Source organism: Thalassospira sp. A40-3, assembly GCF_015871485.1.
In the GTDB taxonomy this organism is placed as follows: Bacteria; Pseudomonadota; Alphaproteobacteria; order Rhodospirillales; family Thalassospiraceae; genus Thalassospira; species Thalassospira tepidiphila.
On the sequence record NZ_CP065428.1, the window covers coordinates 3687212 to 3708835 of the forward strand.

At 55.9% G+C, this 21624-nt stretch carries 15 protein-coding genes and 1 tRNA gene; 8 read left to right on the forward strand and 8 right to left on the reverse strand.

The genetic code is table 11. The features are described from left to right. Positions 1–99 precede the first annotated feature (99 nt). Both IT893_RS16920 and IT893_RS20190 read right to left on the reverse strand, forming a co-directional pair. A complete protein-coding gene (locus IT893_RS16920; protein WP_063088509.1) occupies positions 100–1314 on the reverse strand; it encodes a hypothetical protein in 1215 nt (404 codons plus the stop codon). A gap of 130 nt (positions 1315–1444) precedes the next feature. Then, on the reverse strand, positions 1445–1636 hold the full coding sequence (locus IT893_RS20190; protein WP_231959624.1) for a hypothetical protein: 192 nt from the start codon (positions 1634–1636) through the stop codon (positions 1445–1447). A gap of 562 nt (positions 1637–2198) precedes the next feature. Here IT893_RS20190 and IT893_RS16930 point away from each other — a divergent pair. The 4 genes from IT893_RS16930 (at position 2199) to IT893_RS16945 (ending at position 7390) form a co-directional block, all read left to right on the forward strand. Further along, positions 2199–4103, forward strand: a complete 1905-nt coding sequence (locus IT893_RS16930) for an ABC transporter substrate-binding protein (RefSeq protein WP_197146071.1) — start codon at positions 2199–2201, stop codon at positions 4101–4103. A gap of 45 nt (positions 4104–4148) precedes the next feature. Then, positions 4149–6509, forward strand: coding sequence for an ATP-binding protein (locus IT893_RS16935; RefSeq protein ID WP_197146072.1), 2361 nt, complete (start codon positions 4149–4151; stop codon positions 6507–6509). A 271-nt stretch (positions 6510–6780) separates the two neighbouring features. Then, positions 6781–7005 (forward strand): hypothetical protein, encoded by a 225-nt coding sequence (locus IT893_RS16940; protein ID WP_062956730.1) that lies wholly within the window; start codon positions 6781–6783, stop codon positions 7003–7005. Positions 7006–7162: 157 nt separating this feature from the next. Beyond that, positions 7163–7390 (forward strand): hypothetical protein, encoded by a 228-nt coding sequence (locus tag IT893_RS16945; protein WP_008888353.1) that lies wholly within the window; start codon positions 7163–7165, stop codon positions 7388–7390. A gap of 181 nt (positions 7391–7571) precedes the next feature. Here IT893_RS16945 and gltB read toward each other — a convergent pair whose 3' ends face one another. Beyond that, on the reverse strand, positions 7572–12137 hold the full coding sequence (gene gltB / locus IT893_RS16950; RefSeq protein WP_120224164.1) for a glutamate synthase large subunit: 4566 nt from the start codon (positions 12135–12137) through the stop codon (positions 7572–7574). Between the two features lie 29 nt (positions 12138–12166). Then, entirely contained in the window at positions 12167–13597 is a 1431-nt protein-coding gene (locus tag IT893_RS16955; protein WP_008888355.1) for an NAD(P)-dependent oxidoreductase, read from the reverse strand. 265 nt (positions 13598–13862) lie between these two features. Here IT893_RS16955 and IT893_RS16960 point away from each other — a divergent pair, with 265 nt between their 5' ends. Both IT893_RS16960 and IT893_RS16965 read left to right on the forward strand, forming a co-directional pair. After that, on the forward strand, positions 13863–14693 hold the full coding sequence (locus tag IT893_RS16960; RefSeq protein WP_197146073.1) for an undecaprenyl-diphosphate phosphatase: 831 nt from the start codon (positions 13863–13865) through the stop codon (positions 14691–14693). A 38-nt stretch (positions 14694–14731) separates the two neighbouring features. Beyond that, a complete protein-coding gene (locus IT893_RS16965; protein ID WP_197146074.1) occupies positions 14732–15271 on the forward strand; it encodes a GNAT family N-acetyltransferase in 540 nt (179 codons plus the stop codon). A 23-nt stretch (positions 15272–15294) separates the two neighbouring features. Here the strand turns inward: IT893_RS16965 and IT893_RS16970 are convergent, their stop codons facing one another. From IT893_RS16970 to IT893_RS16985, 4 genes are all read right to left on the reverse strand, one after another. Then, positions 15295–15570: a DUF3572 domain-containing protein gene (locus IT893_RS16970; RefSeq protein ID WP_197146075.1), complete on the reverse strand. Its 276-nt coding sequence runs from the start codon at positions 15568–15570 to the stop codon at positions 15295–15297. Positions 15571–15598: 28 nt separating this feature from the next. Next, positions 15599–15991: a hypothetical protein gene (locus IT893_RS16975; protein WP_008888359.1), complete on the reverse strand. Its 393-nt coding sequence runs from the start codon at positions 15989–15991 to the stop codon at positions 15599–15601. 70 nt (positions 15992–16061) lie between these two features. Further along, entirely contained in the window at positions 16062–18803 is a 2742-nt protein-coding gene (locus tag IT893_RS16980; RefSeq protein WP_197146076.1) for a cation-transporting P-type ATPase, read from the reverse strand. A 295-nt stretch (positions 18804–19098) separates the two neighbouring features. After that, positions 19099–19185: transfer RNA gene (locus IT893_RS16985), tRNA-Leu, on the reverse strand. A 200-nt stretch (positions 19186–19385) separates the two neighbouring features. Between IT893_RS16985 and IT893_RS16990 the strand changes: the two genes are divergently transcribed. Then, entirely contained in the window at positions 19386–20789 is a 1404-nt protein-coding gene (locus tag IT893_RS16990) for an autotransporter domain-containing protein (protein ID WP_143588674.1), read from the forward strand. Between the two features lie 135 nt (positions 20790–20924). Then, entirely contained in the window at positions 20925–21611 is a 687-nt protein-coding gene (gene bluB / locus IT893_RS16995; RefSeq protein WP_197146077.1) for a 5,6-dimethylbenzimidazole synthase, read from the forward strand. Positions 21612–21624 lie beyond the last annotated feature (13 nt).

The following is a 21624-nucleotide window of genomic DNA, read 5'->3' on the forward strand; positions in this document are numbered from 1 at the left end:
CGAAACCTCATTATACGTTGTTGTTCTTAGCTATTAATATGGGTGCAGTGATCCCTCTTTCGCCAATGCATAGATCAAATTATTCAAAGATTTTGCCGATCACGTGCAATTGCCGCAGGCATCGACGAGTTTTTCAAGCGCTGCCTTGGCTTCATCATCATCGAGGCCTTCGGATTTGATCTTTTTCTGGATTTTGCAGCAAAGGGCGGGCCCATTTGCGAACGGCTTGTCGGTCCAGAAGGGCGCGGTTGTGCCGAAATATCCCGCCTGATCCAGGAACGAGACGCCGTAATAATAGGCGGCCCCGACCGAGTTATAGAAGGTCGGGTCATCGATAAAACCACCATCGGGCGTCATGGATTTGGTCAGGCACCAATCAAGCACCAAGGCGATGTCTTTGGATGCCGCATCTTGTGTCGCACCATCAACCTTTGACCAGCCAAGATCGAAAATCTTGGTGACGTCATAATTGTTGTGATTGTTGAAATCACCATTGTGCTTCCAGCCGAACGGATAGGCATCATCGCGGATCGCAAGGGTGGTGTTGAAAATCTGCGTCCACAAATCGACCTTGCCATGCTGGTAGGAGATATTATGGAACGTCAGGCTGAGATCGCAGCTTTTAAGAACGCCCTGATCGGTGGTGTCAAACCAACCGCCCCAATAGCCACTTTCACCATCCTGCCAGTCATCAAGCCATGATTTGTAGGCCGTGATGTAATCATCGGTCAGATCAAAGCCCTTTACGTTGGTTTTGAAATAATCGCGGATTTCGCTTTTAAAGCACATCTGTGAAAGTGCCGCCGTTACGGCCCCAAGGGCATCACGGCGGTCAAGACCATCGGCAAAAATCCGCGATGTCTTTTGATCATCAAGCCAGGCCGTCATCTTGTCTGGTGTTGAAATCGGTTCCAGAAAACTGAGCGGGTATTCCGGCGCCTTGCCTTCATCGGCCAGCGTATTGACCGCATCAATCATCGCATCGACTTTGAGGAACCATTGATCGTAACACGGCCCCCAGGAACCGTCGCTTGCGACCTGCTTTTCGGCCCAGGCCTGATCGGGATTGTTCAGCGAACTGGCAAAGCCAGCCAGCTTTTGATCAAGCGTTTTCCAGTCGGCGGTGTATTGCAGCAGCCATTTGCATTCGATCATCTGCTGATCGGAGGCCGCCATGCTGTTGCCGGTTTTCTGGGCGGCGATCAGTTTATCCTGAAGCGGGGCCAGCTTTGCGGCATATGTTTTTTGCTGCGCGACATAGTCGGGATCAAAAACGCAGAACTGCGCCGTGATCAGTTTACTAAAATCCGTCAAACCCCTGCCCCCGATGTTTCAAAAGATATCTATCATGTAAAACCATGACAAATACCCTTGCAGATCCAAAGCATTATCGACAAACGGCGTCAAACAGCCGAAGGGATGGCACGGGATGTTGTGGTGGAAACTAGTTGCCCAGCAGCCAGTTGCGGATCACGCGCAATGCCTGTTCGGGGTCGGTATCGACGATCCTGGCGGCCACATTGGCCTTTTTGCGATCAATCATGCCGTCAATGCCGGCCAGATTGAACCGGTCCTGATCGTCGGATCCGGAAACATGCGATACGCCCGCCGTTGTTGCACGCAATCTTTCACGCAACCGCGAATCCGAACCCGATTCGTAACGGGGGATCGGTGCCGCAGGCTTTGGACCGGGTAAAAATGACGGTCCATCCCCTGTTTTATCGCTGTTATCTGATTGCGTCATTGGCACAACTTTCGGTTCGCATTGTGACACAGTCATCATATTGGGCTGCCCCGACAGAGTGCAAATCCAATCGCAGCTTGCAAGGCGGTCTCAGCCACTTCAGATCGTTATATTAGTTTAAAAGAAACTTTGATTTCCGGGCGTTTCGGATGCTAGGGTCGAATTAAAATAAGAAGAAAAAAGATGGGTGCGACGCTGAATTTTTCCCAATCGAGCGGACGGTTTGATCATTTGATCACCGATGAAAATGCGTTTGAAAACCGAAACGCATTTCACATATAGCAATTTCGCCGCGCAATGAATCGATACAAAAAAACGCGCGATTGCAAATTTTGTACTTCCACAACTCGATCACTCTATCTAGTTTGGGAGGATCAACATACCACCACTTTAGGGTAGTTGTCGCAATACTTTAGACCAGAGCACACAAATCCAAAAGGGGGGCCAGGTTTTTGTGAGGCACCATACTCTTATCCTGATTGTTGCACTGACCACAATGCTGACTGGCGTTGCCAAAACGCATGCCGTTGAATTTGGTGAAGCGCCCGAACTTGCCAAACTGGTTGAGGACGGAAATCTGCCGCCGATCAAGGATCGCCTGCCGACCGCACCGATGATCGTCACCCCCAATGAACGGGTCGGAACCTATGGCGGCACCTGGAAAATGGCGCAGCGTAACAGCCGCGACCATGCCCTGCTGATCAGGACGATTGGATATGAGCCCCTTCTGCGCTGGACCCCGCAATGGTCTTCGACCATCCCCAATGTCGCGTTGTCATTCCAGCCCAGCAGCGATGCAACCGAGTTCTTTTTCCGTCTGCGACAAGGCATGCGTTGGTCGGATGGCGCCCCGTTTACCGCCGATGACATCGTTTTCTGGTACGAAGATATCCTGAACAATCCGGCCTTTGCCGATGCGGTGCCGGAATGGCTGACATCGGGCGGTAATACCGTGCAAGTCGACGAGATCGATCCCTATACCGTCGCGTTTCGTTTCAGCAAGCCATACGGACTTTTCCCGACCGCCCTCGCCCGCCCCGAAGGTGTTGAACCGGTGAGCTATCCGGCGCATTTTCTGAAGCCGCTTTTGCCGAAATATAATGCCAATGCCGATGCCGACGCCCAGAAGATGGGTTATTCCGGCTGGAAAGAGCGTTTTATCGACGTATTTGGGCAGCCCGGTACGATTGATGACCCGACGCGCTGGAACAATCCCGATGTGCCGACCCTGAATGCCTGGGTGCTTACCGGGGTATATGGCAAGGACGATCCGCTGATCGCCAAGCGCAATCCCTATTACTGGAAAATTGATCCGACAGGTCGTCAACTTCCCTATATCGACACGGTATCCATGACACTGGTGCCGTCAAAAAGTGCGGCTGGTGATGCGGCCATTGCCGGCAAGGTCAATATGCAGGAACGCCATATCGGCACGCGCGCCAACGAAGTTCTGGCCCAAAACAAGGATCTTCAGGCCTTCACGCTGATTGAGAGCGATATGAATATCATGACCTTGTCGCTTAATCTCAATGACAAGGACCCGGTGCTGCGCGACATCTTCCAGAACAAGGATTTTCGCGTTGCCCTGTCATATGCGATTGATCGTGAAACCATCATTGATCGCTTTGTTCCCGGTGCCTTGCCCCATCAGGCGGCACCAAGACCGGAAAGCCCGCAATATCACACGGTGCTGGCGCGACAGTTCATGGCATATAATGTCGAACTGGCGCGGAGCTATATTGCCAAGGCGGGACTGACCACCATCAATGATGACGGCATCCTGTTGCGTCCGGATGGCAAGCCGCTTTCATTCACGATTGATACCGAGGGTGCGGAACGCTTTCAGATGCTGGATGCGGTCATGGGGTATTGGCGTGAACTTGGCATCGATGTCAGGGCCCGGAACCTTGCGCGCGACGAATTTGTCGCTTTGCGCGAACGCAATGAACACAATGCCAGTGCGTGGGGCGGCGATGGCGGCCTTGATGCAATGCTTATCCCGATCAATTACCTGCCGATGTCTTCTGAATCGTCCTGGTTTGCAACCGGATGGGCCAACTGGTACCTGAACCCCGAAAGCCCCGATGCCATCACCCCACCCAAAGATGTTCAGGATCAGCTTGCGCTTTATGACCAGCTCAAAGCGACAGCAAATGCGGAAAAACAAAATCAACTGATGCGCGATATTCTCGACATCAGTGCAAATCAGTTTTACCTTATGGGAATTGCATTACCGCCAAACAGAAAAGGCGTGGTGGCACGGGACTTCCACAACGTTCCCAAGGTCATGCCTGCCGCCTGGAGTTATGCGACACCTGCACCGACCAATCCAAGTCAGTATTTTATTCAGCCCGAGTAAAATCCACGACAAACACGCATCATTCTGAATGGGGGCAGAATTAACTTGAGGACGCTGTTTGACCGACTGATCGGCAGTCTGGTTTTCAAGATCGCATTTGCGATCATTGTCGTGGAAACCATCCTTTTTGGTCTGTTTGGCGGTTATTATGTGAACTATTTCGGGGCCGAAATTGACCGCAGGATTGCGGAACAGATCAGCACACCCGGACGGCTTATTCAGCAGGAACAACTCAAGGTCTCTATTCTGAGCGACCCCGAGCAGATGGAACTTCTGCTTGGACGGCATTTGCAGCAAGCACTCGCTGTCGGTTTTGACGGCACCATCTATCATTCAACCGACCCGTTGATGATCGGTGCGTCGATCAGCTCGTTACCGGACTTCCCGACCGAACAGCTTCGCGCCGACATGAGAGAGCAGACCCTGTTCACGGTTGATGACGATAGCGGGTCAAGCATGGTCAGCATCACGCCGATCTTTGCCCTGAATGCCAATCAGCCCTTCATGTATGTCTATCTCAAGGTGTCGACCAAGGGCCTTGAAGAAAGCCAACGCCAGATGCAGTCGGTGCTTGTGATCGGCTCCATCCTTTGTGTGTTGCTGACTTCCGCACTGATTTTCCTGTTTACCCAGCACACGGTGCTTAAGCGCCTGATCACAGCCGCACAGTTTGTTAACAAGATCCAGGTCGGCAAGCTGAGTTCGCGGCTGACACCGATGGGACGTGACGAAATCGGCATTCTGGAGCGTGGCCTGAACGCCATGGCCGAAAGTCTGGAACGCCGCACCCAGCAACATCAGGCTGCCCAGAATGCCTTGCGCGACAGTGAAGAACGTTTCCGCGACTTTACCCTGTCTTCCGCCGACTGGTACTGGGAGATGGGCAGCGATTTCAAAATCGCCTTTGCATCCTATAAGTTTTATCAGCTGATCGAGGAAATCAATGGCTCCCCGCAGGGGCAGTCGTTTGACAAACTTGGGCTGCACCCGGAACACCCGGAGGGGTGGCAATATCTGCAACGCCATCTTGATGAACATACCGCGTTCTATAACGTCGAATTTTCCTGGACATCGCGGGATGGTGAAAAGCAGTTCGGGCGGATCAATGGCGTTCCGGTCTTTGCGCTGGATGGCAGTTTCAACGGCTATCGCGGGACGGGCAGCAACATTACCGAACAGCATCGCGCCGCCGAGGAACAACAAGCCTTGCAGCGCCAGCTTGCCACATCGCAAAAGCTTGAGGCGGTAGGCCAGATGGCCGGTGGCGTTGCGCATGAATTCAACAATTGCCTTGCCGGTATCCTGAGTTTCGCCGAAGTGGCACGTGCCAAGATTGATGATCCCGAACGGGTCAAGGAATATATCGATCACGTCATCTCGCTTGGCGAACGCGCGACCGGTGTTGCCGATCAGCTTTTGATGTTCTCGCGCCGCAGGATCGATCAGCCGAAAAATGTCCGGGTTGAAAGCATCTTTGCGGAGATGGAAAAACTGCTGGTGACCTTGCTGGAGCACCGGATTGATCTGCAAATCTGGGCCGACGAGGCCGACCTTCATACAAGGGTGGATCCGACGCAATTGTCGGCCTGTATCCTCAACCTTGCGATCAATGCGCGCGATGCGATGCCCGATGGCGGTACGCTTCAGATTTCTTGCAGCAGTGCCGATATTCCGCCGCTGGCACAGCGCGATGCCGATGAAGACGAGGATATCTATCCGCCAGAGGTCGAAGGCCAGTTTGTTGTCATCACCGTGCAGGATACCGGCACCGGGATTCCCGAAGATGTGATCGATCACATTTTCGAGCCCTTCTTCTCGACCAAGGAGCCGGGCAAGGGGACCGGTCTTGGGCTTTCGATTGTTCATAGCTGGGTCGAAGAGGCCCACGGTTTTATCAATCTTGAAAGTGTCGAGGGCGAAGGCACGACGTTTTCGATCTATCTGCCGCGTTCGGAACCCGGCGCAGAGCCGGAGGACGAAGTTGACGAGATCGGCGTCTTCCCCGGCAATGGCGAACGTGTTCTGATTGTCGATGATGAACAGGCCCTGCGCACCACCGCCCAAATCATCCTCGAAGATGCCGGTTATCGCACCGAGATCGCGAAAAGCACCGAAGAAGCGTTGGTGATCCTGCAAACGAGCACGGGTGATGCGGCATTTGATGTAATTGTGACCGATGTCGTCTTGCCCGGTCGAAGCGGCCCGCAACTGATCATCGAGGCATTGCGCCAAAACCCGCGCTATGGCGTGGTGTTCATGTCGGGTTACCCTGCACGATCGCGCAAGGAACTGGATAATCTTTTGGGCAATTACGTGTTTGTCAAAAAGCCGTTCCGCCCCGGCAAGTTGCAGAAAGCGGTTCATGATGCGCTCAAACTCGCATCCGAGCGGGCGCAGTCGAACTGACATCGCTGCTCAACTGGTCGAGTCCCCAACCCTGACCATCGCGAAATCGCGGAAATTTCGCCGAATGGTTAAAAAAATCTTACCCGCCTATATTAGTTAAAATGCTTGCAAACCAAGCAATTGGCGGGGTTTGGATTGCGACAGCACTGGATAGTGTGACAACCATCACTTATATGAACCTAACAAGCCCATACCGTGAACTTCAGACAGATTTGAAGAACCCGGTAAAGAGTGATGGGCATCGCCCACCCGGACAGATAAAGAGGTCAGGATGATCGGCTCAGTTCAAGGTTCAGGACTTGGTTCAGCGGCACAGGCCGTGAATGATGCAATTACGCCCAAAGGTGGTGCAGACCCGTCTTTGCCTTTCGCAGCCGCAGAAGGCGCGATCAATAAGGCAACCGGTCTTGCCAAGGTGATCGGCTCTATCGTCACCGAACACCAGCCGCTTGAAACCAGCGGCAATCGTGGCACCAAGGTTAATATCCTAACGTGATTTTTCCCTCTCGTTAGCTTCCTCCGGGGTGGTCTTGTATGGCCACCCTTCTTTCTGTCTGGATCACGGATTGCGCTTTGATGCGGCCCGTCACGCGATCATGACAAACGTCTGACCACGTGCTAGGGTAAGCCCAACATCAATCGTGGACGATCAGATGACCACCAACAGAATTGGCACAGGCTCCTCCCAGACAGGCCTTCAGGATGCGCGCGCGCGTCCGCAGGGCGGTATGGTTTCGCGGGGTCGGGTTGGTGCCAATTCCGATCAGCCGTCATCGGACAGTTTCATCGCATCCCAGCTTGCCCGCCTGCGCAACCTGATCGCAACCGATCAGATTGACCATAATGCCCGGCGCGGGACTTATCTGAACATCGTGCTTTAACCAGCAATACCGCGCATCATTGCGTCGAGACGTTCCCGTCAGGAACGCACGCATTTGACGTGCCTTTGCCGGTTCAAGCAAGGCAACTCCCCCAAAAGAAAAAAGCCCCGTACCGAAGTACGGGGCGAGTTCGTTTGTCCAGGTGTGTTGGACAAGGGAGCTTGCGCAAAAGCGTGAGGGATCACGCAGTTGCCTGGTTTTCGCTCTCGGAGCGAATGGGGTGTTCCAGCTTGTCGACGATTTCCTTTGGCACGATCTGCCAGAAGTTGCCGCGTTCACGGTCCCAGTTATCGAGGATGGTGCGGGCGAAACCACTTTCGGTTTCGGCCACATGCTCTTCGATCAGAGAACGGCAATGTTCGTCCCAATGCTGGGTTTCAATGCGTTGATACAGGATGGAGCCATCATTAACGACATCGGCAAAGGTATTGTCGCGGTCATAGATGAAGGCCATGCCACCGGTCATGCCGGCACCGAAGTTTTCACCAACGGAGCCAAGAATGACAGCCGTGCCACCGGTCATATATTCACAACCGTTCGAACCACAGCCTTCGACCACAACGGTCGCGCCGGAGTTACGCACACAGAAACGTTCACCGGCCTGACCGGCGGCAAACAGCTTGCCGGCGGTCGCACCATACAAAATGGTGTTGCCGATGATGGTGTTTTCGTTGGTTTTCAGCGAGCTGCTTGGGCGCGGACGCAGAACAATCGTTCCACCCGAAAGGCCCTTGCCGACATAGTCGTTGGCATCGCCCTGGACTTCGATCTTAAGCCCCTGCACGGCAAAGGCACCAAGCGACTGACCAGCCGAGCCACGCAGACGAACATGGAGATGGCCCGGTTTCAGGCCGGTCATGCCGTATTTCTGCGTGATCAGTGACGACATCCGGGTCCCAATCGCACGCTGGGTGTTCTGGATGTTGTACTGAAGCTGCATCTTTTCGCCGTCTTCCAGAAGCGGACGGGCATCCTTGATCATCTGGGCATCAAGGGTGTCTGGCACTTCGTTACGGCCTTCGATGGTGCAGAAGCGGGCATGATCGCCAGCATCTGCCTGTGCCAGAAGCGGGTTAAGGTCAAGGTCAACAAGGTCCTTGGCACCACGGTGAACCTGCTGAAGCAGGTCTGATCGGCCAATAACTTCTTCGAGACGGGTGTAGCCAAGTTCGGCCAGAACGTCTTTGACTTCCTCGGCCATGAAGGTGAACAGGTTGACCAGCTTGTCTGCCGTACCGACGAACTTGGCACGCAGTGCCGGATCCTGGGTACAGACACCCACCGGGCAGGTGTTCGAATGGCACTGACGGACCATGATGCACCCAAGTGCGATCAGGGATGCGGTGCCGATACCGAATTCCTCGGCACCGAGCATGGCACCGATCACCACGTCGCGGCCGGTTTTGAAACCACCGTCAACGCGCAGCTTGACCTTGTCACGCAGGTTGTTGAGCGTGAGCACCTGGTTCACTTCCGACAGGCCCATTTCCCACGGAACGCCGGCATATTTGATTGAGGTCTGCGGGCTTGCACCCGTACCACCGTCATAACCGGAAATCAGGATCACGTCGGCTTTTGCCTTGGCAACGCCGGCAGCAATCGTCCCGACCCCCGAACGCGACACCAGCTTGACGCAGACGCGGCAGCGCGGGTTGATCTGTTTGAGGTCATAGATCAGCTGTGCCAGATCTTCGATCGAGTAGATGTCATGGTGCGGCGGCGGCGAAATCAGGGTTACACCCGGCGTTGCATGACGCAACTGGGCGATTTCCACCGTGACCTTGAAGCCCGGCAGCTGACCACCTTCGCCCGGTTTTGCACCCTGGGCGACCTTGATCTGGATTTCTTCGCAGTTGTTGAGGTATTCGGCCGTGACACCGAAGCGACCCGATGCGACCTGCTTGATCGAGGAACGCGCATTGTCACCGTTCGCACGCGGACGGAAACGTTCACGCGATTCACCACCTTCACCGGAGTTCGATTTCGCACCGATGCGGTTCATGGCAATCGCCAGAGCTTCGTGCGCCTCGGTCGAGAGTGCGCCGTGGGACATGCCCGGGGTTACGAAACGCTTGCGGATTTCGGTGATGCTTTCGACCTTGTCCTGATGAACAGGGCTATGGTCACTGCGGAAATCAAGAAGATCGCGCAGATGAAGCGGTTCACGCGACCGCAGGCCTTCGGAGAATTTGCGGAAGGTGTTGTAGCTGCCAGACGTCACAGCAGACTGCAAGGTATGGATCAGCGGACCGGTCCAGACGTGACGTTCGCCACTGCGACGGTATTTATACAGACCACCCACCGGAAGCGTCACGACATTGCCGTTAAAGGCTTCCTTGTGCTGGGCGATGGTGCGGCGCTGGATCCCCTGAAGGCCGATCCCCGAAATGCGCGACGGCATGCCCGGGAAGAATTCAGCCACCAGTGAACGCGAGAGACCGATGCTTTCGAAGTTGTAGCCACCACGATAGGAGCTGATGATCGAGATGCCCATTTTCGACATGATCTTGAGCAGACCGGCATCAATTGCGGCCTTGAAGCGCTGCATGACTTCGGCGGTGCTGTTCACATTCGGGAACAGGCCGCGCGCATAACGATCCAGCAGACCTTCCTGTGCGAGATAGGCGTTGACCGTTGTTGCACCGACACCGATCAGAACGGCGAAGTAATGCACGTCCATGCATTCGGCCGAGCGAACGTTGAGCGAGATATAGGTGCGCAGCGACGTCTTAACCAAGTAACTGTGCACGCCACCGGTCGCAAGGATCATCGGGATCGCGGCACGGGTTTCGGAAATGCCTTCGTCGGTCAGGATGATGTGCAGGGCACCGCCACGCACAGCTTCCTCGGCTTCGCGCTGGATGCGGGTGATCGCATCACGCAGGGCCGTCTGCCCACCACTGATGTCAAAGGTGGTGTCGATTTCAACAGCACTTTCGCCCATATAGCCACGCATGGCGTCATATTCGGCGTTGGTCAGAACCGGGCTTTCGAGCTGCAGCAAGTCACACTGGCTTTCATCCTCGTCCAGGATGTTGCCAAGGTTGCCCAGACGGGTTTTCAGGCTCATGACGCGCGCTTCACGAAGACTGTCGATCGGCGGGTTGGTGACCTGAGAGAAGTTCTGACGGAAGAAGTGATGCAAGCCGCGATAACGATCCGACAGGATCGCAAGCGGGGTGTCATCCCCCATCGAGCCGATAGCTTCCTTGCCGTCCTCACCCATCGGATGAAGGATCAGTTCAAGGTCTTCGTGGGACAGGCCCATCGCCTTTTGCATACGCAGCAGGCGTTCTTTTTCGAAATGTGCCGGTTCGGCATGTTCCGGTGAAATCAGATCGTCGAGCACCTTGGTGCGGCCAACCCATTTCGACCAGTCGCGACGTGCGGCCAGCTGATCTTTAAGCTCGGCATCGTGCAGCAGTTTGCCTTCTGCGAGGTTGACGGCAATCATCTGGCCCGGGCCGAGGCGGCCTTTTTCAACGCAGGCTTCCTCGTCGATATGAACCATACCGGCCTCGGAACCAGCGATCAGAAGACCGTTGCCGGTTACTGCATAACGCAGCGGACGCAGACCGTTACGGTCAGTGCCACCCATCAGCCATTTGCCGCCATAGGCCGCAAGGGCGGCCGGGCCGTCCCACGGTTCCATCACAGCGTTGCAATAGGCATAGAGGTTTTTATAGCTGTCTGGCGTAGAGGCCTTTTTCGACCAGGCTTCTGGCACCATCATGGTTTTGACCATCGGAAGGTCACGACCCGAACGCACCATCAGTTCGAACACGGCATCAAGGGCGGCCGAGTCAGATGAGCCCGGCTGGATCACCGGTTTGAGGTCATCGATGCTGTCGGCATAGGCATCATGTGCCATGCGTGCTTCGTGGCTTTTCATCCAGTTGACGTTGCCGCGCAGCGTGTTGATTTCGCCGTTATGGGCGAGAACACGGAACGGCTGTGCCAACGGCCAGCTCGGGAAGGTGTTGGTCGAGTAGCGCTGGTGATAGACGCAGAAGTTCGAAATGAAGCGATCATCGCGCAGGTCCGGATAGAAGGTATCGACGTCTTCGGCCAGGAACATGCCCTTGTAGATCACCGAACGGCACGACATCGAGCAGATGTAGAAATCCTTGATCGCCTCGGAAAGCACGGCCTTCTCGATACGGCGACGGATGGCATAAAGGTCGATCTCGAACTTTTCTTCGTCGACGTCATCACGGACACCGATCAGAACCTGTTCGATTTCCGGGCGGGTCTGGTTGGCTTTTTCACCGATGACCGATACATCAACCGGGACCTGACGCCAGCCGAGAATGCCGTAACCCTGTTTGAGGATTTCGGTTTCAACAATCGCACGGCAACGTTCCTGTGCGGCCATGTCGATACGCGGCAGGAAGACCTGACCAACAGCGATCAGGCTGTCCGGGGCTTCCTGGTTGATGACTTTCAAGTAAGCCTTGAAGAAATCCTGCGGGATCTGAAGGTGGATACCCGCGCCATCACCGGTCTTGCCGTCGGCATCAACAGCACCACGGTGCCAGATGGCTTTCAGCGCCTCGATACCGGCTTCGACAACTTCGCGACGCGGTTTGCCGTCAATGGCACCGACCAGACCCACACCACAGTTGGCGTGTTCTTCGGCCGGGTCATACATGCCACTGGCTTCAAGATGTGCTGCGTTCTTTTCAAAACGGGCGATGTCAGCAGCGCCACGGTTCTGATCCATTTTATCCTGAACGATCTTGTTCATATCGTCTCTCTCCTAATGCGGCAGCGGGCTTAAGCAGCAGCTTCTTTGCGCGCCAGCAAATACTCATCAATCCGGTCAGCCGCATCACGGCCATCGCGAATTGCCCAGACCACAAGCGAGGCACCGCGGGCAATATCACCCGCAGCAAACACGCCATCGAGATTGGTCATCATGGTGCGGAAGTCGATCTTGACCGTGCCCCAGCGCGACACACCCAGTTCCGGTGCATCAAACAGGGTCGGCAGGTCTTCGGGTTCGAAACCAAGCGCCAGGATGACCATGTCGGCATCCATGGTGTAGCTTGAACCTTCGATAATTTCCGGGCTCTGACGGCCACCGGCATCCGGGGCACCAAGTCGCATCTTGACCGCACGCACACCGGTTACCTTGTCATCGCCGACAAAGGCTTCGGGGTTGGTCAGCCAGACAAACTCGACACCTTCTTCCTCGGCATTGGCCACTTCGCGCTGCGAGCCCGGCATGTTTGCACGGTCACGGCGATAGAGACACTTGACCGATTTGGCACCCTGACGGATCGCGGTACGGACACAGTCCATGGCGGTATCACCACCACCGATCACGACAACATTCTTGTCCTTGGCATTCAGCGTTCCGTCTTCGTAAGCAGGAACCGTGTCACCCAGGCCGTGGCGGTTGGACGTGGTCAGATATTCAAGTGCCGGATAGACGTTGCCAAGACCGGCACCGGGCAGCTTCAGTTCGCGGGCCTTGTAAACGCCGGTCGCGATCAGAACGCTGTCATGTTTCTTGCGCAGGTCATCAAGGGTCGCATCACGGCCAACCTCGAATTCGGTGTGCATGACAACACCACCTTCTTCGAGAAGCTTCACACGACGTTCGACGACATCCTTTTCAAGCTTGAAGCCCGGAATACCATAAACCAGCAGCCCGCCCATGCGGTCATAACGGTCATAGATATGGACTTCATATCCTTTGAGGCGCAGCTGTTCGGCCGCGGCCATACCACCCGGACCACCGCCGATGATGCCAACCGACATGCCATTTTCCTTGGCCGGTTTCGGCGGCTTCACCCAGCCATTCGCAAAGGCGGTGTCGGTGATGTATTTTTCAACAGAACCGATGGTAACAGCGCCGTGGGTCGACTGTTCGATCACACAATTGCCTTCACACAGGCGATCCTGCGGGCAGATGCGACCGGTGACTTCGGGCATGTTGTTGGTTGCAGCCGAGATGGCATAAGCCTCTTCAAGGCGACCTTCGGTGGTCAGGCGCAGCCAATCGGGGATGTTATTATAAAGCGGGCAATGCGCCTGGCAGAATGGCACACCACACTGCGAGCAGCGCGATGACTGATCGGCGGCACTATTGTCATCAAACGGTGCATAAATTTCGTTGAAATCCGTGCGGCGCTCGGACGCTTCTCTTTTGTGCGGATATTTTTGTTCAAGATGAACAAATGTCAGCATCTTTTCTGTCATGACGGCCCTCTGGAAGGGTTTTATGTTGCGGGTTTTGCTCTGTATACGTGTCGAACAGGCAAGAATCCAGCACAAAATATCATTTAGGTCAATATTGCTGACTTAAATATCCGGACAAATTTTCCGGTTTTTCAGAGAGGGCCTCGGAAAATGACCGCAACATTGTTTCAATAGTACCATGATGGTACTATTTATGCGTTTCGCCAAAATGGGCTAAACTGCTATAAGCGATCAGTTTTTGCAGCGAACAGCCACAGAGGCGGGCGTGACCCTACAGCACATTATTCTTCTGGCGATCGTTCAAGGGATCACCGAATTTCTCCCGATCAGTTCATCTGGCCACCTTGTCCTGGCCCCTGCCCTCACCGGCAGCGCGGATCAGGGTTTGTTGGTAGACGTTGCGGTGCATGTCGGTACTTTGGCTGCTGTTTTGATCTATTTCTGGCGTGATGTGTTTGCCATGCTTGGCGGATTTGTCCGGCTGTTTACCGGGCGAATCAACCCCGGTGCCCGTCTTGCCCTTCATATCGTGCTTGCCACCATCCCGGTGATTGCCGTCGGATTCTATTTCAAGGTTTCCGGGATCGAGGAACAGCTGCGCTCTATTGAAATCATTGCCTGGACCACGCTTGGCTTTGGCATTTTGCTTTGGCTTGCCGACAAGGTCGGCATGACGATCAACCGTCTTGAACATATGCGCTGGGGCGGTGCCCTGTTTATCGGGCTTGCACAGGTTCTGGCCCTTGTGCCGGGCACAAGCCGGTCGGGCATCACCATGACGGCTGCGCGCTTCATGGGGTATGAACGATCGGACGCAGCACAGTTTTCGATGCTGATGTCGATCCCGGTCATTCTCGGTGCCGGGTTGCTGGCAGGGATCGATTTGCATCAGGCAGGCGACATCAACCTGACCGAAGACGTTCTTCTTGCAGCAGGCCTGTCGTTTATCACCGCCCTGATCGCCATCGCCCTTCTGATGAGCTGGCTGAAACGATCCAGCTTCACGCCGTTTGCCATCTATCGCATTTTGCTGGGCGGCGGACTTCTGGTGTGGATTTACGTCTATGGCGGTGCGCCCCTTCCGTTCCTGAGCTGACCAACCACCACCGTCCAACGCACACCCAAGAGCCCCACATGTTTTTACGTCCCCTTGACCCGGCGGCAGATGGCGCAGCATTGCACCGCATTTTTGGTGATCCGGATTGTTGTACCTGGCTTCCTGACCCGGCCTTTGCCGATCTTGATGCGACGATTACCAAGTTGCGCGAATGGACAACCGGGTTCGAGGCGACATCATGGGTGATCTGCGAGACACCCGATGGACCGGCCCTTGGACGTATTGCGCTTTATAATGTCGGACGCGACGAGGATGTTTGGGAAGCGGCCTGCATGGTGACCCCGCCCGCGCGGGGACGGAATTACGCCGCACGTGGTCTTTATGCCGCGATCCGGTATCTGTTTGAAAATACCACTGCGCGCCGGGTGTTTGCCGATATCGATCCGGACAATCACGCGTCAATCAGAACATTTGAAAAGCTGGGCTTCACCCGCGAGGGTGTTCTGCGCGGCGAGTGGCAAACCCATATCGGCATTCGTGATTCGGTGATTTTCGGGCTACTGCGCACCGACAGCCTGAGCGATATTGCCAACCCGCCTGAATTAATCACCGTCTAGGCTGGTGTTTTGCCGGGCCGGGGTCAGTCCTGCCAGATCGGGCCGCCGGACAAAACGATCTGGGCGCGCGCCGGATCTTCGGGGACGTAATCCGACTCCTCGACAAAGCGCATCAGAAACGGTTCGTGTGACAGCAGGAATTCAAGCGCACCACACTGCACCTCGTTCGAGGCGATCCCGGCTTTGAGATCATCAAGCCCCATGCCGGTTTGCGCGATCAAGCCCTGAAGCAATTCGTCGTCGCCGGCGATATGGGCGATGGCGCGAATGGCAAGAGTTTCGGCTGCTTCCTTGTTCATATGTGCGAATGCCTGCGTGATAGAACCGTTATTTGAACCATTTTGCCTTGGACAAGGCGCGCCAGACAACAAGACCGGCAATCACAATGACGCCTGCGGCAATTGCGCCCAAGCCATTGCCCGCCACCAGCACCAGCCCCCAGAAGCCGACCGTACCAAAGCCAATTGCCAGACTGAGGAAGGCGGATTTGGTCAGGGTGTCCTGATTTTTCTGGGCCATTTCGGCGCGCTTGATTTCATCGACGATCTCATACCAGGCCAGTTGCTGCCAACGGGAATATTTCAGCCCCTTGCTCGGCCCCTTGCGGAGGAATTCATCAAGCTGTTTGACGATATTGGCTGCGCGCTCTTCGGGGGCGACATATTTGCCAATCCGCTCCTTCTTGCGCGGGCCTTCGTCTTCTTGGTCTGGTAACGGCATAGGGCAGCCTGACACGTGATTGCGGCGATGCGTTATGGATAGGCGGCATCTGCTTTACATCCGGTAAACATTACCCTGTCTTGCGTTTCTGCCAGTGTCGCAGGCAAGCCTTTTCAATCTCGACCAGCACAAAGACGCTGAACCCGACACCAACGGCCATCGCCCAGCCAAGTGGCGTGATGGCGACACTTTCAAACAGATACTGCATCGGCGGGGCATAGGTGTAGATCAGCTGGAAAAGCACGACCAGTGCGATCGCGATCAACACCGCCCGACTGCCCAAAAGCCCTTGTCTGGTGAATGCCGATGCGGTCAGGAAGCGGGCGTTAAACAGATAGAACAGTTCAAACATCACAAGCGTGTTGACCGCGACCGTGCGCGACACTTCAAGGTCCGCCCCGCGGTTCTGGGACCAGACAAACACGCCGTACACACCGGCCACGAGAATGAGCGAAACAAAAATTGTCCGCCAGATCAGAAAGCCCGATAGCAACGGCGCATCGCGCCTGCGCGGTTGGCGTTTCATGACGTTATCTTCAGCCGGCTCAAAGGCAAGCGCGAGGGCGAGCGTCACCGCGGTGATCATATTGACCCACAGGATTTGTGGCGCGGTGATCGGTAACAACTGGCCCAGGGCCAGCGCCATGACAATGGTCAGGGCCTCCCCGCCGCTGCTGGGCAGGATGAACAGGATCGATTTGACCAGATTGTCGTAAACCGTTCGGCCTTCTTCGACCGCGGCGGCGATCGAGGCAAAATTGTCATCGACCAGAACCATTTCGGCGGCTTCCTTGGCGGCCTCGTTGCCCTTTTGGCCCATGGCAACGCCGACATCGGCGCGCTTGAGCGCCGGGGCGTCATTCACCCCGTCGCCGGTCATGGCAACGACATGGCCCTCTGCCTGAAGGGCCTTGACCAGACGCAGCTTATGTTCGGGACTGGTGCGGGCAAAAACGTGGGATTTCCGGGCGACGGCGCGCAATGCGTCGTCATCAAGCCCGTCAAGCTCATGGCCGCTGACAACAGGTTCCCCATCGCCAAGGCCGAGTTGGCGGGCTATGGCACCGGCCGTGATCGCATGGTCGCCCGTGATCATTTTAACCGCAATCCCGGCTGCACGGCATTTGGCAACGGCGGCGATGGCTTCGTCGCGCGGCGGATCGACCAGCCCGTAAAGGCCGATCAACACCAGATCCTGTTTGACGTCATCAAAGACCAGCTGGTGGTGGCCGTTATGGGTCGGGCGGAAGGCGAGTGCGAGTACCCGTTGACCATTTTCGGCCATTTCCTGCATGCGGGCTTCCCAATAGGGACGATCAAGGACTTCCTGATAATCTGGTCCGCCCTGAGAGTTGCACATGGCAAGAATACGTTCCGGCGCGCCTTTGACATAGATGAAGCCATGGCCTTCGGCATGGTGATGCAGGGTCGCCATGAAACGATGTTCGGATTCAAACGGGATGACGTCATGACGCGGCAGTTGACGGTTTTCGGCACCGGGTTCCAGTTCCGCCTTCATGGCAAGGGCCACCAGTGCGCCTTCGGTCGGATCGCCATCGACCGACCATTGACCATCACTTTCATGCAGACCGGCGTCACTGCACAAAAGTGCCCCGCGCGCCATTCCGGTCAGGCCGGGATGGTCATCCGGTTTGACCGGCTTGCCGTCCAGTTCAAAGCCACCCACCGGCCTATAGCCGGTGCCTGTCACGGCATAAAGATGCTTGCCGGTGGCGAGCGACTGCACCGTCATTTCGTTGCGTGTCAGCGTGCCGGTCTTGTCCGAGCAGATGACGCTGACCGATCCCAATGCCTCCACCACAGGCAGGCGACGAATGATCGCGCGCCGTGCGGCCATGCGTTGCACGCCGGTGGCAAGGGCGATGGTCATGATCGCAGGCAGACCTTCGGGGATGGCGGCGACGGCGAGCGCGACCGCACCGACAAACATGTCAGCCGCCCCGCGCCCATGCACCCAGACACCAATGGCAAAGGTAACAAAGGCGACCGCCATGATGGCTGCACTGAGCTTCCGCCCGAAGGTCGACATTTGCCGCAGAAGCGGCGTGGTAAGGGTGGTGACTTCGGACAGAAGCGCGCTGATACGGCCGATTTCGGTTTTTGACCCGGTGGCAACAACCACGCCGCAGCCCTGCCCGTGGGTGACCATGGTACCGGAATAGGCCATGGAAAAACGATCACCAAGCGCCGCGTCCGCGGCCACGGGGGACACGGCCTTATCGACGGGGATAGATTCGCCCGTCAGGATGGCTTCCTGAATTTGCAGGCCCTTGACCCGGATCAGACGCACATCAGCCGGGACCTTGTCACCCGATTGCAGATGGATGATATCGCCGGGCACGACGTCTTCGGCGGGGATTTCGATTTTACGCCCGGCCCGCTCGACGATGGCGGCAAGCGACAGCATATTTCGGATTGCCTCAAGCGCGCTTTCGGCCCGGCCTTCCTGAACAAAGCCGATGATGGCATTGATCACCACCACCGCCAGAATGACCGACGTGTCGACCCAATGCGCCAGTGCCGCCGTGACGACAGCCGCCAGCAGCAGGACATAAATCAGCACATTGTTGAATTGGGCCAGAAACCGGATCAGCGGCCCACGCCGACGCGGCGGATCAAGCCGGTTGGGACCATATTGCGCCAGACGTTCTGATGCTTGGTCTGCATCAAGGCCTTGCGGGCTTGTTTGGAAAGCCTCAAGGGCCTGATCGGCGGGTAGTGCGTGCCATGCGCCGTCCTGCTGGATCGGTACGCCCGAAAGTTCTGTGGATTTGGCAGCGACTTTGTTCATGGCGATGCTGGCCTGTTGATGGCGTGAATACGCACATCACAGATCCTATCGCACTGCAGCATCTCATACAAGAAGTCACCGGTTGATCATCACGTTACGACCAGTGCGGCGGCGGCAATGACACCAATGGCAATCAAGTGAACCATCTTCATTCTCCTGCATTGGGGATAAAACAACATCCACAGCAAACCTGTGCCGGGATGCTCACAGGATGAAATACAAAGCAGAGGATTTGATGACAGGAATTCGGCAATTTGATGCCGGGACCTTAAACAGGGTCCGTTTGCCGATGCGCTGGTGCGGGCGGCCGGACTTGAACCGGCAAAGCCTTAGGGCTGACGGATTTTAAGTCCGCTGCGTTTACCAATTTCGCCACGCCCGCGACGCGCGTTGGAACCGGCCAAAGCCGGTGCAAAGCGTTCTAGCGCGGCTTGGTTTTTGACGCAACATTCTATTGGCGCTAATCGGCACCTTTGCGCAGCTAAACAGCAATGGGGCAGAACTGCCCGTGTTTCTCCATATTCCGTGCATTTTCGTCTGTCATGCTGGACCACTGACCCAAACAGTCACGTTTAAAGTCAGATGCACAGGCGTTTTCAAGCTGCCGTGATTGCCACGGTCTGTCTGGCGGCCGTTACCTATATCCTTCGACGGGAGATAAGCCAGCCGCCCATAATACCGCAGGCCTTTGCCCGCGATGATGCCGCACGGCCTGATGCACCGGTATTGCGCAACAAGACAACCACCCGGACCGCAAATCAGCAGCGCCACATGAACCGCCTGTATGACAAGATGGACGAAGATCTTTATGACAGTCGGGTCGCACCGTTGTTGTTTGATGGCTTCCTATCCCCGCCGCAACAGGCCACCGAACATCTGCAATTTGGCATGGGCACCCCAACGCCCAGCGAAATTCTGGCCGGGCGCAATGCGCTTTCATCGCTTGCGCGCAAGCTTGACCTTGATAGTGCGGCGGGGACGTTCCCGACCCAATCGCGCAGCGTGCATGCACCGATCAGTATCTGGCTTGCGGGCAACCATTCAGAACTTGAAAACCGTATCACCGGGTCGGGATATGATCCGGGCCTCAGTGGCGACACCATCTCGATTGATAGCGGTGTGGATTATCTGATTGATGACGGGCTTGTGCTTGGCATCGGGGTTGGCTGGGGCAGCACGGTTGGCGAATCCGGTACTCGGCAATTGGGCTATCGCGAGAACAATCTGGCCCTGTCGCCATACTTTGTGTCGCGGGTGACAGACTGGTTTAACTTGCGCGGCAGCATCAGCCTTGGCCAAAGCACCATCCGCCAATCCCCGATTGGCCCGGTGCCCGATAATCTGCGCTACGCGGAACGGCTTGATAGTACCAGCATTTCAAACAGCATCGGTTTTGGCACCGACTATGAGTTTGGCGCGGTGCCGCTGCGCATCCAGCTTGATGGCGACATCACCACCGCGCGCGAATATGTCGATGCGGCGCGCGCCACCAGTGGCGGACTTGTGCCCGGGAGCATCGCAACCACACAGCTTTTTGATGCCTCGGTCGAGGCGCGCTATCGCCTTGGCTTTGGCAATCATGAAATCATTCCGTTTGCCGGGCAGGACGAAACCATATCGCTTCTGAACCAGAATTACGGGCGCAGTGGATCGACGCGCTATTATGCCGGGGCGGATTATGCCTATGACCCGCTGAGTTTTGATCTCAGCATTCAGGGGTTTCGCGACATCGCCACCGGGTCTGAGGACATTACCGGCATTCGATCGGAGTTTTCCCTGATCCATGATGTGGCACAGTCCTCCATGACGCTTGAGCCGTTTGTCAGCATTGAAAGCACCAATCTTTATCTTGATACCGGGGGTGGTATTACCCAGCAATGGGGCAGTTTCCCGGCCAGTGTCAGTTTCGAGTTGCGGCGAAAACTGAGTTATGAAGTGTCGCACGGCAACTATACCGGTTTTCTGACCATAGATGTGCCGTTCTAGGTTTACCTCAGCGCATGGTGCGCAAAAATGGGCTGTGATGGATCGATGAGATCATCTTGCTATTGGCGACAGCGACGCTGACAGGTAGGGTGCAAAACAATTGAAATTTACCTCGCATTTCATCAGGCCCGCGCCATGACCAAACCAGATCAGATTGCCACAAATAGCGCCCCGGAAACGGACCTGACGCCGCCGGTTTTTGACCAGGCCTTTCAGAAGCAGTTCATCAATCTTTTGCTCTGGCGGCGCGATGTCCGGCGTTTTCGCACCGACCCGATCCCGCAAGAGGACATTGATGATCTGATCAAGGAAGCTTGTCTGGCGCCGTCTGTCGGCAATTGCCAGCCATGGCGTTTTGTGAAGGTCAATGACCCGAAACGTCGCAAATCAATCCGCGACAGTTTCGAGCGCGCCAATAACGAAGCCCTTAATGACTATCACGGTGAACGCGCCAAGCTTTATGCGTCACTGAAGCTTCAGGGTATGGATCAGGCCCCGGTACAGTTGGCCGTGTTTGCCGATGAAGAAACCGAAGCCGGCATGGGCCTTGGGCGCAAGACCATGCCAGAGATGCTTGATTATTCTGCGGTCGCCGCCGTTCAGTTGCTGTGGCTGGCCGCGCGTGTGAAGGGCATCGGGGTTGGCTGGGTTTCGATCCTTGAGCCCGATGTGGTTGGCAAAACGCTTGATGTGCCAGACCACTGGCGGCTGATTGCCTATCTGTGCATCGGATATCCGGAAGAAGATCACGTCGTGCCCGAACTTGTGCGCGAAGGCTGGCAGGATCGCATTGATCCCGATGCGCTGACACTTGAACGCTGATTGCCAAAACATA

Excerpts from the sequence above, each read along its gene's own strand:
- IT893_RS16975 (WP_008888359.1), bottom strand. The coding sequence starts at position 15,991 with ATGCCGTTACCAGACCAAGAAGACGAAGGCCCGCGCAAGAAGGAGCGG.
- bluB (WP_197146077.1), top strand. The coding sequence starts at position 20,925 with ATGACCAAACCAGATCAGATTGCCACAAATAGCGCCCCGGAAACGGAC.
- IT893_RS16990 (WP_143588674.1), top strand. The coding sequence starts at position 19,386 with ATGCACAGGCGTTTTCAAGCTGCCGTGATTGCCACGGTCTGTCTGGCG.
- IT893_RS16955 (WP_008888355.1), bottom strand. The coding sequence starts at position 13,597 with ATGACAGAAAAGATGCTGACATTTGTTCATCTTGAACAAAAATATCCG.
- IT893_RS16940 (WP_062956730.1), top strand. The coding sequence starts at position 6,781 with ATGATCGGCTCAGTTCAAGGTTCAGGACTTGGTTCAGCGGCACAGGCC.
- IT893_RS16945 (WP_008888353.1), top strand. The coding sequence starts at position 7,163 with ATGACCACCAACAGAATTGGCACAGGCTCCTCCCAGACAGGCCTTCAG.
- gltB (WP_120224164.1), bottom strand. The coding sequence starts at position 12,137 with ATGAACAAGATCGTTCAGGATAAAATGGATCAGAACCGTGGCGCTGCT.
- IT893_RS16965 (WP_197146074.1), top strand. The coding sequence starts at position 14,732 with ATGTTTTTACGTCCCCTTGACCCGGCGGCAGATGGCGCAGCATTGCAC.
- IT893_RS16970 (WP_197146075.1), bottom strand. The coding sequence starts at position 15,570 with ATGAACAAGGAAGCAGCCGAAACTCTTGCCATTCGCGCCATCGCCCAT.
- IT893_RS16980 (WP_197146076.1), bottom strand. The coding sequence starts at position 18,803 with ATGAACAAAGTCGCTGCCAAATCCACAGAACTTTCGGGCGTACCGATC.